The sequence below is a fragment of the Rhizobium lentis genome, from assembly GCF_014200175.1.
Taxonomy (GTDB): Bacteria; Pseudomonadota; Alphaproteobacteria; order Rhizobiales; family Rhizobiaceae; genus Rhizobium; species Rhizobium mulingense.
On the sequence record NZ_JACHBD010000007.1, the window covers coordinates 303,118 to 316,330 of the forward strand.

Here is a 13,213-nt window from a genome sequence, read left to right on the forward strand (position 1 = left end):
GTGACGAGAAAGGCGGCGTTCCCGAAGTGCCGCCTTTTCTATCGGCTCGAAATTATTCCCTCGAAACTGAGCTGTTGCGTCAAGATATTGTGATGCTTTTTTTGCTCACAACAAACTTGAAATAATCACTCAGGAAAAATATACGCCTCTGATCGCCCTTGGGAGCTCGGGTAACATCGCCACGGAGGCCATCTTGACAATTAAACTTAATCTCTTATCCCACGCGTTTGCGCTTGCCGCCTCGCTTCTCTCCGCCACCGCGTTCGCCGGCAGCGCCCATGCGCAGGACGCAGGTCTCGTCGTCTACAATGCCCAGCATGAAAGCCTTGGCCGCGAGTGGGTCGAAGCATTCACCAAAAAGACCGGCATCAAGGTCACCATGCGTCAGGGCGGCGACATGCAGTTCGCCAACCAGATCATCCAGGAAGGCGACGCCTCTCCGGCTGACGTATTTCTCACAGAGAATTCGCCGGCCATGACGCTGGTCGACGGCGCCGGCCTCTTCGCCCCGGTCGAAAAGGATACACTGGATCAGGTCCCGGAGCAGTATCGCCCGGCCGATGGCATGTGGACCGGCATTGCCGCCCGCACGACGGTCTTTGCCTATGACAAGACCAAGCTCAGCGAGGACAAGCTGCCGAAGTCGCTGCTCGATCTCGCCGATCCCGCCTGGAAGGGCCGCTGGGGTGCAGCCCCGGCCGGCGCCGACTTCCAGGCTATCGTCGCCGCGCTGCTGCAGCTGAAGGGCGAAGACGCCACCAAGGCATGGCTGAAGGGCCTCAAGGACAATGCCACCCCCTACAAGGGCAACAGCGTCGCTATGAAGGCGGTCAATGCAGGCGAAGTCGAAGGCGCGGTCATCTATCACTATTATTGGTTCGGCGATCAGGCCAAAACCGGCGAGAACAGCAAGAATGTCGGCATGCACTACTTCAAGAACCAGGATCCGGGCGCTTTCGTCAGCGTTTCCGGCGGCGGTGTCCTGAAGTCCACGCAGCACATGAAGGAAGCTCAGGCTTTCCTGAAGTTCATCACCGGCAAGGCGGGCCAGGCGGTTCTGAAGGACGGCACGTCCTATGAATATGCAGTCGGCAAGGACGCAGCCTCCAACAGCAAGCTGACGCCGCTCGCCGATCTCAACGCGCCGAAAGTCGAGGCTTCGACGCTTGATAGCAAGAAGGTGGTGGAGCTGATGACCGCCGCCGGCCTTATCTGACACTTCTGCCGCAGGCTTGCAGCCGCCAAAACTATTGCTTTTGGCTCAAGAAAACCTTAGGGCATGACGAAATCCGGCAGCCGTCCTTCACAGGCGGTTGCCTTCCTTTTTCAGCGTGTGAAGGCATCGGCCTTGCTGCAGGACAACAGATTGCTCGCATCCGGTGCCGAGGCGCCGGCCGCGCCGGGGACTATGCGAATGGTTTTGCCGCGCGCGCGCATGCCGCACGCCTCCGTCGTGCTCCTCGCGACCGTGGTCGCGCTGTTCAGTCTCGTGCCGCTCGGCTTCATCGGCTGGATCACCTATGATGTCGGCTGGGAGACCGTGCAGGCGCTCGTCTTCCGCTCGCGCGTCGGCGACCTCCTCATCAATACGGTGCTGCTGGAATCACTCACCATTCCGCTGTCGGTCGCGCTGGCCGTGACGCTCGCCTGGCTGACCGAGCGGACGGATGTTCCTTTCCCAAGGCTTTGGGCCTGGCTGGCGATCGCGCCGCTCGCCGTGCCGGCCTTCGTGCACAGCTATGCCTGGGTCAGCCTCATTCCCGGCATGCGCGGCCTGCAGAGCGGCGTCTTCGTTTCGGTGATCGCCTATTACCCCTTCCTCTATCTGCCGGTCGCCGCAGCCTTGCGCCGTCTCGATCCGGCCATCGAGGATGCCGCCGCCTCGCTCGGCCTCAATCCCTGGCGTGTCTTCTTCCGTGCCGTGCTGCCGCAACTGAGATTCGCCATCTGCGGCGGCTCGCTGCTGATCGCCCTGCACCTGCTTTCGGAATACGGCCTGTTCGTCATGATCCGCTTCGACACTTTCGCGACCGCGATCGTCGACCAGTTCCAGTCTTCCTACAACAGTCCGGCCTCCAACATGCTTGGCGGCGTGCTCGTCGCCTGCTGTCTTTTCCTGCTTGGCCTCGAAGTGCTGCTGCGCGGCAACGAACGTTATGCCCGCGTCGGCGCCGGCTCACCGCGTCCGGCCGACCGTCGGCGTCTCGGCTGGTTCATGGTGCCGGCCATCTCGCTGCCCGTCGTCCTGGCGGTGCTGACGCTTGGCGTGCCGCTGGTGACGCTTGGCCGCTGGCTCTATCTCGGCGGCGGCGAGATCTGGCGTATCGAGGTCGCCAGCGCCTTCGTGCAGACGATCGTGCTCGCCCTTGCTGGCGGCGTGCTGGCGACGATTGCCGCAGCCCCGATGGCGTGGCTGTCCGTGCGTGCACCCGGTCGCTTGCAGCGCCTGCTCGAAGCCTGCCACTATTATGTCGGCTCGCTGCCGGGTGTCGTCGTGGCGCTGGCGCTGGTGACGATCACCGTGCGCCTGATGCTGCCGCTCTATCAGACCTTCGCAACCCTGCTCGTTGCCTATGTGATGCTTTTTCTGCCGCGCGCCATGGTCGGGCTTCGCACCAGCATCGCCCAGGCGCCGGTGGAACTGGAGCGCGCCGCGATGGGCCTCGGCCGCACGCCTGGCCAGGCGGTGCGGCAGATCACCATGCGGCTTGCAGCGCCCGGAGCCGCCGCCAGCGTGGCGCTCGCCGCACTGGGCATCACCAATGAACTCACGGCGACGCTGATGCTTTCGCCCAATGGCGTCGATACGCTGGCGACGAAATTCTGGTCGCTGACCAGCGAAATCGATTATGTCTCCGCCGCCCCCTACGCCTTCATGATGGTCGTGCTGTCGCTGCCGCTCACCCTGACGCTCTATACGCAATCGAAACGGACTGCCGGCCAATGACGCTGCTTACGATCGAGAACATCAGCAAGCGTTACGGCCCGGTCCAGGCGCTGAAGGATATTTCGCTCGAAGTGCAGGCGGGCAGCCGCACCGCAGTCGTCGGGCCGTCCGGCTCGGGCAAAACGACGCTGCTGCGCATCATTGCCGGTTTCGAGCAGGCCGACACCGGCAGGGTGACCCTGGATGGGGATGTGCTGGCAGACGGTCCGGCCGCGGTTCCGGCCCACAAGCGCGGCATCGGCATCGTCTCGCAGGACGGAGCGCTGTTTCCGCATCTGAGCGTCGCCGAGAATATCGGCTTCGGTTTCGAGAAAGGGGCCGCGGATCGCGAGAAGCGCATCGTCGATCTGCTCGACCTGGTCGAGCTCGATCGCGGCATGCTGGCGCGGCGCCCGCACCAGCTTTCCGGCGGCCAGCAGCAGCGCGTAGCGCTCGCCCGCGCGCTCGGCCGTAAGCCGCGGCTGATGCTGCTCGACGAGCCTTTCTCGGCGCTCGATACCGGCTTGCGTGAAAATATGCGCAAGGTTGTGGCGCGCGTGCTGCAAGCGGCCGGCATTACCGCCGTTCTGGTAACGCACGATCAGGAAGAAGCGCTGAGCTTCGCCGATCAGGTGGCGGTCTTGAGAGAGGGGCGGCTGATCCAGGCCGGATCGCCACAATCATTATATCTGCATCCCAGGGATCGCGAGACGGCGCTGTTCCTCGGCGATGCCGTACTGCTTCCCGCCATCATCCGGAACGGGCTGGCCGACTGCGCCCTCGGTCGCGTCGTCGTCGAGGGCAATCGTCAGGGCAAGGCGGAGATCATGCTGCGGCCCGAGCAGATTCGCGTCGTTGCCGACGATGGCGATCGCAGCTATGGCGGACGTGTCGTCGAGGTGGAGTTCGGCGGCGCGGTCTGCACCGTTGCCGTTTCGCTCGACGACGTTGCCCTGCCGCCGATCCGGATCAAGACATCGAGCGTCGGCCTTCCCTCTCGCGGCGATCTCGTTCGCCTGGATATCTCAGGCAATGCGCATGTATTCGAACGGTAAAATCAGCCGACCTTGCGCACCAGTTCTTCCGGCTCGATGCCTTCCAGCCAGCCGCCGGCAAAACCGGCGCGCTCGAGGCCAAGGCGGATGGTCGGCGACTGCCGCATCAGTCTCCAGATGAAGTCGGAGCGCGCATTTTCGATGGTCATGACGAGAAGACCCTGGTCGATGCCGACGGTGCGGTCGTCGACCCAGCCCTCCGGCCGCTTCGTCTTGACCGTCGGATTGAAGCCGCCGGGAAAGCCGCCTTCCAAGAGCAGGTTCGGATAGCTGGTCAGAAGCGCCTTGGTGCCGTCGAGGGCCGCCTGCCGGTCGTAGGGCAGGCAGGCAAGGGCCGCCCACGGCGCGATCGTCCCGTCATCCGGGCCAAGCGGCGCGCCGCGCGCGGCATAACCCAGAACCTTCGGCTGGCGGCCGCCGCGCATGCGCCGGGTCGGCGGCGGGCCGTCGCAGGCGGAGAAGCCCCAGATATTCCTGTTATAGCCGACAAACTGGCCGGGATTGCGCTCGGCGTAATCCCGCTGGACATTGATGACGACCTGGGTGTTACGGAAATAATCCCAGTTCCGCTCCGCCATTGGCTTGTCCTGGATGCCGCGGAAATCGATCCAGGCATGGGAGAAGAGATGGATGAACAGCGGGCCGGCATAGAGATAGGGCTGTTCGCCGTGGATCATCCAGGAATAGCTTGACGTGAAGGCGTCATAGCACGATTGCGGGATGGGATGCGACGGCGAGGCGAGCGCCAGCGCATAAAGGATGATCGCCTCGTCGAAGCCGTGATAGCGCCAGCGCAGAAAGCCCGATGAGGGCTTCCAACCCATGGAAATGGTGTCGCCCTTGTTCAGCGCCCAGCGCCAGTCGACGCGTTCGTAGATGAGGGTCGCAAGCTCACGGATTTCGGTCTCGGTCTCGTCCTGGCGATCGAAATATTGCGCTGATGTCAGGATACCGGCAACGAGCAGAGCGGTGTCGATGGTCGAAAGCTCGCTGTTCCAGGCGCGGTTGCCGGTGTCCATGTGCAGGAAATGGTAGAAGAAGCCGCGGTGGCCGGTCGCATGACGTTCCTCGCCTTGGCGCGCCTCGGCAAAGAAACGCAGCGTATTGAGCGTGCGTTCGGCCGCTTCCTTGCGGGTGATCCAGCAACGTTCGACACCAACGGTATAGGAGGAAAGGGCAAAGCCGACGGCCGCGATGCTCGCCGGCACCCCGCCGATCGAGGTATCCGCGACCAGGCCATTCTCGGGATTGGAATATTTCAGGAAGTACTTGAATGCCGAATGCTGCAACCTGTCGACCAGGGCGGCATCAATGTCTTCAATCCGTTGCAGCATAGGCTCCTACCCAACTGTTGCATCGCCCCCATGGTTGAACATGAGGGCCGTCCCCCGGGCAAATCAAACCTTTTTGATTCGCAAGGATAAGAGAACACAAACGACGGGTATCGGTCGTTAACAATTATCGGTGAAATAATATCTAGCATAAGTCATATAAGCGGTGCAGCAAAAAGAGAGCGCCGCGCCGCGGCGGCACAGCTTATCTCCCGCAATACTTGTTGCCTCCCGGCGCCCTGCAACGCGGTCGCCTATCGGCCGATCGCATAGGCCTGCATCAGGCGCGGGGTGGCTGCGGCACGCAGCAGCCCGTCGGCATCGCGCCGTGCGGCAGTCAGCCGGCCGATCGTCCAGGCATCGGTAATCGTCAGCTTGTGACCCTTCCGGGCGAGCGCGCCGAGCACATCCGAGCCAAAGCTCTCTTCCGCCATCAGGCTGCCGGGTTCGCGGGTGCGCGGATAGAACGAGCTCGGAAAATGGGCGGTGTGAAAGAGCGGCCGGTCGATCGCCGCCTGCAGGTTCAGCTTGTGATTGACATGGCGCAGGAAGAAGGAAAGCTGCCATTGCTCCTGCTGATCGCCGCCCGGCGTGCCGAAGGCAAGGGTCGGGCGGCCTTCATAGAGGCCGAGTGACGGCGTCAGCGTCGTGCGCGGCCGTTTCCCCGGAGCAAGCGAGGTCGGCAGGCCCGGCTTCAGCCAGAACATCTGCGCACGGGAATTGAGGCAGAAGCCGAGGCCGGGCACGGTCGGCGAAGACTGCAGCCAGCCGCCGGACGGGGTAACGGAGACCATGTTGCCGTCGCGATCGATCACGTCGATATGCACGGTGTCGCCGCGCTTTTCGGACAGATGCGCCATCGTGGGCTCGTAAACGGCGCCGGTCTTGGAATCGGCGCCGAGCATACTCATCGTCAGATCACGCTGTGCCTCGAAGCCCGGAACGATGCCGGGGCGAAGATCGAAGGAGGCGTCCGCGCCGATCAGCTTGCGGCGTTCGGCAGCATAGGTCTCCGACAGCAGATGCGCGACGGGGATCTCGGAAAAACCGGGATCGCCGTAATAGACCTCGCGGTCGGCGAAGGCGAGCTTCATCGCCTCGACGACGGTATGAACGAACTCGGCCCCATCCGGGTTCATCGCAGCGAGGTCGAAATCTTTCAGGATCGACAGCGCCTGCAGGAAGACGGGACCCTGGCCCCAGGGACCGGTCTTGGCGACGGTCCAGCCGTGATAATCATAGGTCAGCGGTTCCTCGATCGTCGCCGACCAGTCCGCCATGTCATTGGCGGTCAAAACGCCCCTGTGGCGGCTGCCGCTTGCGTCCATCACTTCGGCGGTTTTCATATAGGCGTCGATCTTTTCGGCGATGAAGCCGCGATAGAAAGCGTCGCGGGCCGCCTGCACCTGTGCTTCCCGACCGCTTTTTGCCTCGGCTTCGGCAATGACGCGCTTCCAGGTTTCGGCAAGCGCCGGATTGCGGAAATTCGCCTGCGCTTTGGGGACACGTCCGCCCGGCAGCCAGGTCTCGTGGGACGTCGGCCATTCCTTTTCGAAGAAAGCCGCAAGTCCCTTGATGGTCGCTGAGACGCGCGGCAGCAAGGGATGGCCGTGTTCGGCGTAAAAGATCGCTGGTTCCAGCACCTCGCGCACGCTCATCGTGCCGTAGTCGCGCAGCATCAGCATCCAGCCGTCGAAGGCGCCGGGAATGACCGTTGCAAGCAGGCCATCGCCGGGGATCAGCGTTAGGCCCTCGCGCCTGTAGTGCTCGATCGTCGCGCCCGCCGGTGCAGGCCCCTGGGCTGAGATGACCTCGACCTTGTCTTTCTTCCTGGAATAAATCACCGCCGGCAGATCGCCGCCGGGGCCACAGAGATGCGGCTCGACGATCTGCAGCACGAAGCCGGTCGCGACCGCGGCATCGAAGGCATTGCCGCCCTTTTCGAGAATGCTCATACCGACCGCGGAGCCGATCCAGTGAGTCGACGTGACGACGCCGAACGTGCCGAGAATTTCAGGTCGGGTCGTAAATCCGGTCATGCCGAACATCCTTTTTGGGAAATTATCTCGCCGGCTTCGGTGAAATTTTAAGCCTGCGGTGACCGCGCGGAGAGGAAGACCTGCGGCTCGAAGGCAAAATCCTTGTCGAAAGGATAGGTTGGATGCTGTTTGCGCAGCCGTGGCAGGCGCTCGACGAACTGATCGACGACGCCCTCCGACAGCGCCATCAGGTTCGGATTGGCGATCGGGGCCAGTTCCGGGGAGAGATAGCCCGATTTGACGACGATGATTTTGGCCGCATGCGGGTCGAGGCCCAGCCGGGTAAAATCGGTGATATGGTGATAAGGCCGCCGTTTGGCCGACAGCACGAGATCGATGCCGCCGAGCGAGACCACCGCCTGACGGTCTGAAGGGTCCGACGTTTCGTGCAGGAACTTGACGATGAAACGGCCAATGACCGGCTTGCTGCCTTGGGTATCGAGCGAGGCGCCGACGCTGAGTTCGAGCTCGCGACCTACGCCGGCAGCGTAACAGGCCTCGGTCGCTTCGCGGTCGGCAATACCGGCAAAGACGACACCGGTGGCGTTTCTGGAAATCAGTTCGGCCAGGACGTCGGCTCGATCTCCGACGCCGCCGCCGGTCGGGTTGTCGCCGGATTCGGCGAGCACGACAGGAGCCGTCGGGCTGGCGATAGCTCTCGCTACGCATTCCTCGACAGATCCGGTCTCGCAGCCGAAGATAAAGTCCTCGCGCGCATCCCAATAGGCTTGGGCGAGGCGTATGGCCTCACGCTCGAGCACGGCGCGATCGGTACCGGTCATGATGGCGGCGGCTGTAGCACGCGGCTCGTCGGCCCAGACGTAGCCGACCATCAGCGACGCATCCCAGACACCATCAATCGCATCGATTTCGGGCAGAATCGCATAGAGGCTCCTAGCCGGTTCATCGACAGTGCTTGTGCGTTCGCCCGGCAGCACGACCGGAATCGGCGCCCAGAGAACAAGCGGCTTCACGCCTGTTTTCAGACTCCTTACCAGCATGGACACCGAGCGGCGCATTGTCTCCTCGACATCGATATGCGGCGCCGTCCGATAGGTCGAATAGACATCGAGTGCATCAATGATGCGTTGGGTGACGTTGCCGTGCAGGTCATAGCTCGCCGAAACCGTACAATCCTCGCCGACCAGCGCGCGGGCGGCACTAATCCAGTCGCCCTCGGCATCCTCCATGCCGTCCACATACATGGCGCCGTGCATGGCAAGATACAGGCCGTCGAGCGGCAGCAGCGGTTTTAGCCGCTCGAGGAATTCGCTCTTGAACGCCTCATAGGTGGCACGCGAAACCGGCCCGCCGGCAATGGCGCGGGCATGGATCGTCGGCATGAATTCCGCGTCGTAGTCTCTGAGGAAGGCAAAGTAGGGCGATTCCAGCAGCCCCTCCCCGCGCAACACGCGAAAATCACTCTCCTCGTTCAGAACGGGATTGTAAGTGCTGCATTCAATATGGATGCCACCGACGGCGATGCGCATGGAAAACCTCGGATGTGGGAGCAATTACAATATAGGGCTGGCGATGAACTGAAGATCGGGGGCGGCGATTCGGCGGTCGCGCCGCCGCCCTCTGATCCTGATGATAGTTCGCAAAACAAGCTGATCAACCGCAATAAATGACAAAATTCATTCGAGTATCAGCCGGGATCCAGGACCGGACTCAGCTTACGGAAAGGCTTCTTCAGGAGGCGCCCATGCGTAATCGAGCGGTTAAAGTGGCTCACCACCCGAAGCACTGTCTGCCAGCTTCAAAGCGGATGTGAAGGCGAAGCTCGCCGATGGCCTGGGCGCCATGGCGATGGTGAAGGCGTGCCAGGATGGCGGCCCGCTCAACAACTGCCGCGCCGATCCGGCGGCGCGGCAGCCGCGCACCGATTTCCTCTGAAGAATCAGAACCTATGAGCCGGCATGAAGCCAAATTCCCGCAGTGGCTCGGATTGAAATCCCGCGAAATCAATGAGAGGCTTGCAAGTCAAAGTTGGAGCGGCGTCGGGGGAGTCGTGCGAAATTTCATTTCTATCATCTTGGGGCTTGGCTTACTGATCGCGGAGTTTGGGGCTTTGCCTACATGTTCCTGAACAGGGGCCCCGTAACGCTTCTTTTCTGGATGGTCCCGATTGGAAGCTTCTCGCTAGGTCTGGTGATCCTGTGGGAAGACTTCATTTCGCTCCTAAAGCGGGGGACAATGGCGATAGGACCACGACAAATATCCCGCTTGCGATAATAGCTGGCGTTTTGCTCGTCGGAGGCGCAGCGGCTCGATCTCGTTTTTAAGCCCTTCAATGCCGGACAGATTCATAGGCCGGTAAAACGTGACGAGAGCTGCGCGGTTCATCCGTATCGCCGGACGACCTGTGCATCATGCCAAGGCTCTCTCTTCAAAGAGCTATCGGCTGAACAATCTGCTGGAATTCCAGAGTAGTTATCTGGATATGATGGAGAAGGCTTGAAAACATGGCGGAGAGGGTGGGATTTGAACCCACGATACCCTTGCAGGTATGCCGCATTTCGAGTGCGGTGCATTCGACCACTCTGCCACCTCTCCGCGGTCAGGTCGGCGCTTGTTCGGCGCGGGCGTTCTCATAACGGGCCCATGACAGGTTGGCAAGCCGAAATCTCAAGCTTTTCCATCCTTTTGCCTTGACACCTTTCCGTCACTCGCGTATCCCGCATCCGCAATAGGAGCGGAGTAGTCCGCCCCTTGCCCGCCTCGCGCTTGCGCGGGGTTTCACCGGCAGACCAGAATTCCGGGCTAGCTCCCTGAAATCCCTGCTTAACCTAGACTGATAAAAAGACGGCCACCTGCTCCGATGCGGGGAGCGCCGGAACGAACATGAAAGGATAAAAAATGTTCGCAGTCATCAAGACCGGCGGTAAGCAGTACCGAGTGGCAGCCAATGACGTGCTGACCATCGAGAAGCTTGAAGCATCCGCTGGCGACTCCATTGAATTTACCGAAGTCCTCGTGATCGGCGAAGGCGCCGACGCGGCGATCGGTGCGCCCTTCGTTGCCGGCGCCTCCGTCAAGGCGGAAGTCGTCGAACAGAACCGCGGCAAGAAGGTCATCGCCTTCAAGAAGCGCCGTCGTCAGAATTCGAAGCGTTCGCGCGGCCATCGCCAGCATCACACGGTCGTCCGTATCACGGACATCGTGGCAGCCAAGTAAGATCAACGGGTTTCAGGTTTAAAGGAGAACTCCAATGGCACATAAAAAAGCTGGCGGTTCCTCGCGCAACGGTCGCGATTCCGAATCCAAGCGCCTTGGCGTGAAGAAGTTCGGCGGCGAAGCCGTCATCGCAGGCAACATCATCGTGCGTCAGCGCGGTACGCAGTGGCATCCCGGTTCCAACGTCGGCCTCGGCAAGGATCACACGATCTTTGCACTTACCGCCGGCAATGTGGACTACCGAACGAAGGCCAACGGTCGCGTCTACGTGTCTGTCATGCCGAAAGCGGAAGCAGCGGAATAAGCCGGTAGCGCTCAAAAACAGCCGGCGTCTCATCGACCCGGCTGGCCGTACCAGGTTCAGTCCAGAAAACAGGGGAGATGGGGCGCCATCTCCCCTTTTTCTTTGTCCAAACAGGAGGACTGAACATGCAAGGCGAATTGTTGAGGGCAGACCAATCACGGTCTCCCCGGGAAGACCAGCGGTCTTCCATAGAACGGCTGAGGCCGGAACGGTTAAGGACCGATTGCCCTGTCTTGTTATCGGAAAGGCTCGTCATGCGCGCGCCCCACGAAGAAGACATCGACGCCCTTGCCCATCTCGCCAACAACGCCAAAGTCGCCACCATGGTATCGCGTATGCCGCACCCTTATACCGCCAATGATGCCGCCGACTTTGTTTGGCGTACGCGAAATGGCGAGATTGGTAAGTGCGTCTATGCCATCACCAAAGCGGAAAACGGCGCCTTTATCGGCTGCTGCGGCGTGGAACCGCATACCGACGGCAGGACCGTCGAGATCGGCTACTGGCTGGGTGAGCCCTATTGGAACCAGGGTTATACGACCGAGGCCTGCCATGCCCTGGTCGATATGGTGTTCAGGACCCGTCAGGACGTCGACCAGATCGACGCCCGCTGCCGGGTGATGAACGTCGCCTCGCGGCGCGTCATCCAGAAGTGCGGCTTCCAGTTCCAGGGCTCGGGGCTTGCCGCCTCGCTGGCGCTCGGCAGCAACGTGCCTGTGGAATGGTACAGGCTCGACCGCAAGACCTGGATGTCGCTGAGAAGCTGGGGGAACATCGCATGAGCACGACCGCGCTGCAAAGGCCGGACACCGGGCCGATGATGCCCGGTCCCGCCCCTGTCATCTCGACCGCCCGGCTGACGCTCCGCCCCCACCGGCTGAGCGATGCGCCTGCGATCGCGGAATCGCTTTCCGATTTCGCGGTCACGCGCATGTTGTCCCGCGTTCCCGCGCCGTTCGACCGGCAGGATGCGCTGGACTGGCTGATGCCGGTCACCTCGGACACCCTGCCCGACTGGCCGCTCGCGATCACCGGTCAGGACGATGTCCATATCGGCAACGTCTCGATCGAGCTGCGCCACGGCCGCTGGCACCTCGGCTACTGGCTGAACCGCTACTACTGGCGGCGCGGCTATATGAGCGAGGCGGTGGCGGCGATCATCGAGCGCTTCTTGCGCCGCATGCCGGAGACGCCGATCCATTCCGGCGTCTTCGCCGACAACCCGGCGTCGCTGCGGCTGCAGGAAAAGCTCGGGTTCCGCATGACGGGTTGCGGCGAAATCTATTGTTTCGCCCGCAACACCATGGTGTCGCACATCGAAACCGTGCTGCAGCCGGGCATGCTGCAACCGCGGAAGGTGGCCTGACGGAGCAGGATGCCGAAAAGTGTGAGCGGTTTTCGGACAACATCATGCTCTCAACCAATTGAGAAACAGAGACGCCGCCACCGGCGGCGTCTCTGTCACTCGCCGATTTCGACCCAGAGCGGGAAATGATCGGAGCCGACGGATTGGATGTCGATCCGGGCGGATTTCAACCGGCTGACGAGGCCGCAACTGACGAAGCAATAATCGAGATGCATGCGTTTGCCGTGGTCCTCGGGATCCATCCAGCTGTAGCTCTCGGGGCGGTAGGCTTCGAGCGCCGCGAAGGCGTCGACCGGCGTGCCTATCCTGGCGACGCGGCCGTAATACCCGCCGGCAGCACCGGCAAGCGCGCAATATTCCGGCGATTCCGGCTCCATGTTGAAATCGCCCAGAATAACGTAATCTTCCGGCAGCGGCGGCTCCGGCAGATCGAATTCGGCCGCCCCAGTCAGCGACCCGCCCTCCTGGACGAAAGCATTGATATACGCGTTCAAAAATTGCAGCTGGCGGATGCGTTCGTCGGGAGAAACGTGGTCGAGATGGACGGAGTAGACGCGGATCGCGCCCCCGGGCACTGTGATGACCGCCTCGGTCGCGCCGCGCTGCGGGTTGATCTTTCCGATCGTGCGGCTGCGCGGCAGAAGCAGCGTCCGGGTCGAGGCGATCGGCCAGCGCGACAGCACCATATTGCCGAACTGAAAACGCCTGCCCGGTGCCGGCGCGGACTTGCCGTGAACAGCCTCGACATGCAGGTCGCAGGCCGGCCCATACACCCAGAAATGGTCGGGAAAGAGGGCGGCAATACCGGCGACCATGTCGGCAAAACCGTTGCGCGAGAAGCCGCGGGTCACCTCCTGCAGCGCGATGATATCGGCGCCTTCGAGGCTCCGGGCAATGCGCGGGAGATCGTATCTGCCGTCGAGACCGAAGCCGTACTGTATGTTATAGCTCGCAAAATTCACGATAATCTTTGACCTCCGTCGGAACCGCCTATATCGAATGGGCCAAGACGGGC

At 61.9% G+C, this 13,213-nt stretch carries 12 protein-coding genes and 1 tRNA gene; 8 read left to right on the forward strand and 5 right to left on the reverse strand.

From position 1 onward, the window contains the following. The first annotated feature begins 193 nt into the window (after positions 1-193). From GGI60_RS18650 to GGI60_RS18660, 3 genes are all read left to right on the forward strand, one after another. Positions 194-1,216, forward strand: coding sequence for an iron ABC transporter substrate-binding protein (locus GGI60_RS18650; RefSeq protein WP_183917594.1), 1,023 nt, complete (start codon positions 194-196; stop codon positions 1,214-1,216). A 63-nt stretch (positions 1,217-1,279) separates the two neighbouring features. Continuing rightward, complete coding sequence (locus GGI60_RS18655; RefSeq protein WP_183917596.1) at positions 1,280-2,947, forward strand: ABC transporter permease; 1,668 nt, start codon at positions 1,280-1,282, stop codon at positions 2,945-2,947. After that, a complete protein-coding gene (locus tag GGI60_RS18660; protein ID WP_183934846.1) occupies positions 2,944-3,981 on the forward strand; it encodes an ABC transporter ATP-binding protein in 1,038 nt (345 codons plus the stop codon). The genes GGI60_RS18655 and GGI60_RS18660 overlap by 4 nt, the downstream gene beginning before the upstream one ends. Before the next feature lie 2 nt (positions 3,982-3,983). Here the strand turns inward: GGI60_RS18660 and GGI60_RS18665 are convergent, their stop codons facing one another. The 3 genes from GGI60_RS18665 to GGI60_RS18675 all read right to left on the reverse strand — a co-directional run bounded on the left by GGI60_RS18665 (position 3,984) and on the right by GGI60_RS18675 (position 8,841). Next, positions 3,984-5,315, reverse strand: coding sequence for a glucoamylase family protein (locus tag GGI60_RS18665; protein WP_183917600.1), 1,332 nt, complete (start codon positions 5,313-5,315; stop codon positions 3,984-3,986). Between the two features lie 251 nt (positions 5,316-5,566). Continuing rightward, positions 5,567-7,351: a gamma-glutamyltransferase family protein gene (locus tag GGI60_RS18670; protein WP_183917601.1), complete on the reverse strand. Its 1,785-nt coding sequence runs from the start codon at positions 7,349-7,351 to the stop codon at positions 5,567-5,569. A 47-nt stretch (positions 7,352-7,398) separates the two neighbouring features. Beyond that, positions 7,399-8,841: a M81 family metallopeptidase gene (locus GGI60_RS18675; protein ID WP_183917603.1), complete on the reverse strand. Its 1,443-nt coding sequence runs from the start codon at positions 8,839-8,841 to the stop codon at positions 7,399-7,401. Positions 8,842-9,121: 280 nt separating this feature from the next. Between GGI60_RS18675 and GGI60_RS32500 the strand changes: the two genes are divergently transcribed. Then, positions 9,122-9,247: a hypothetical protein gene (locus tag GGI60_RS32500; protein WP_281414026.1), complete on the forward strand. Its 126-nt coding sequence runs from the start codon at positions 9,122-9,124 to the stop codon at positions 9,245-9,247. A 570-nt stretch (positions 9,248-9,817) separates the two neighbouring features. Here GGI60_RS32500 and GGI60_RS18680 read toward each other — a convergent pair. Further along, positions 9,818-9,907 (reverse strand) — tRNA-Ser (locus tag GGI60_RS18680). A 303-nt stretch (positions 9,908-10,210) separates the two neighbouring features. Between GGI60_RS18680 and rplU the strand changes: the two genes are divergently transcribed. The 4 genes from rplU to GGI60_RS18700 all read left to right on the forward strand — a co-directional run bounded on the left by rplU (position 10,211) and on the right by GGI60_RS18700 (position 12,198). Further along, the gene (gene rplU, locus GGI60_RS18685; protein WP_064683935.1) at positions 10,211-10,528 is read left to right on the forward strand and encodes a 50S ribosomal protein L21; all 318 of its coding nucleotides are present in this window, start codon (positions 10,211-10,213) and stop codon (positions 10,526-10,528) included. Positions 10,529-10,562: 34 nt separating this feature from the next. Next, complete coding sequence (rpmA, locus tag GGI60_RS18690; protein ID WP_004676172.1) at positions 10,563-10,832, forward strand: 50S ribosomal protein L27; 270 nt, start codon at positions 10,563-10,565, stop codon at positions 10,830-10,832. Positions 10,833-10,957: 125 nt separating this feature from the next. Next, positions 10,958-11,614: a GNAT family N-acetyltransferase gene (locus GGI60_RS18695; RefSeq protein WP_183917605.1), complete on the forward strand. Its 657-nt coding sequence runs from the start codon at positions 10,958-10,960 to the stop codon at positions 11,612-11,614. Further along, entirely contained in the window at positions 11,611-12,198 is a 588-nt protein-coding gene (locus GGI60_RS18700; protein ID WP_183917607.1) for a GNAT family N-acetyltransferase, read from the forward strand. Before GGI60_RS18695 ends, GGI60_RS18700 begins: the two co-directional genes overlap by 4 nt. Before the next feature lie 95 nt (positions 12,199-12,293). On the opposite strand, the gene GGI60_RS18705 is transcribed toward GGI60_RS18700, so the two are convergent. After that, positions 12,294-13,160 carry an endonuclease/exonuclease/phosphatase family protein gene (locus GGI60_RS18705; protein WP_183917609.1) on the reverse strand — a complete coding sequence of 289 codons (867 nt, stop codon included), beginning with the start codon at positions 13,158-13,160 and terminating at the stop codon, positions 12,294-12,296. Between the last annotated feature and the right edge of the window lie 53 nt (positions 13,161-13,213).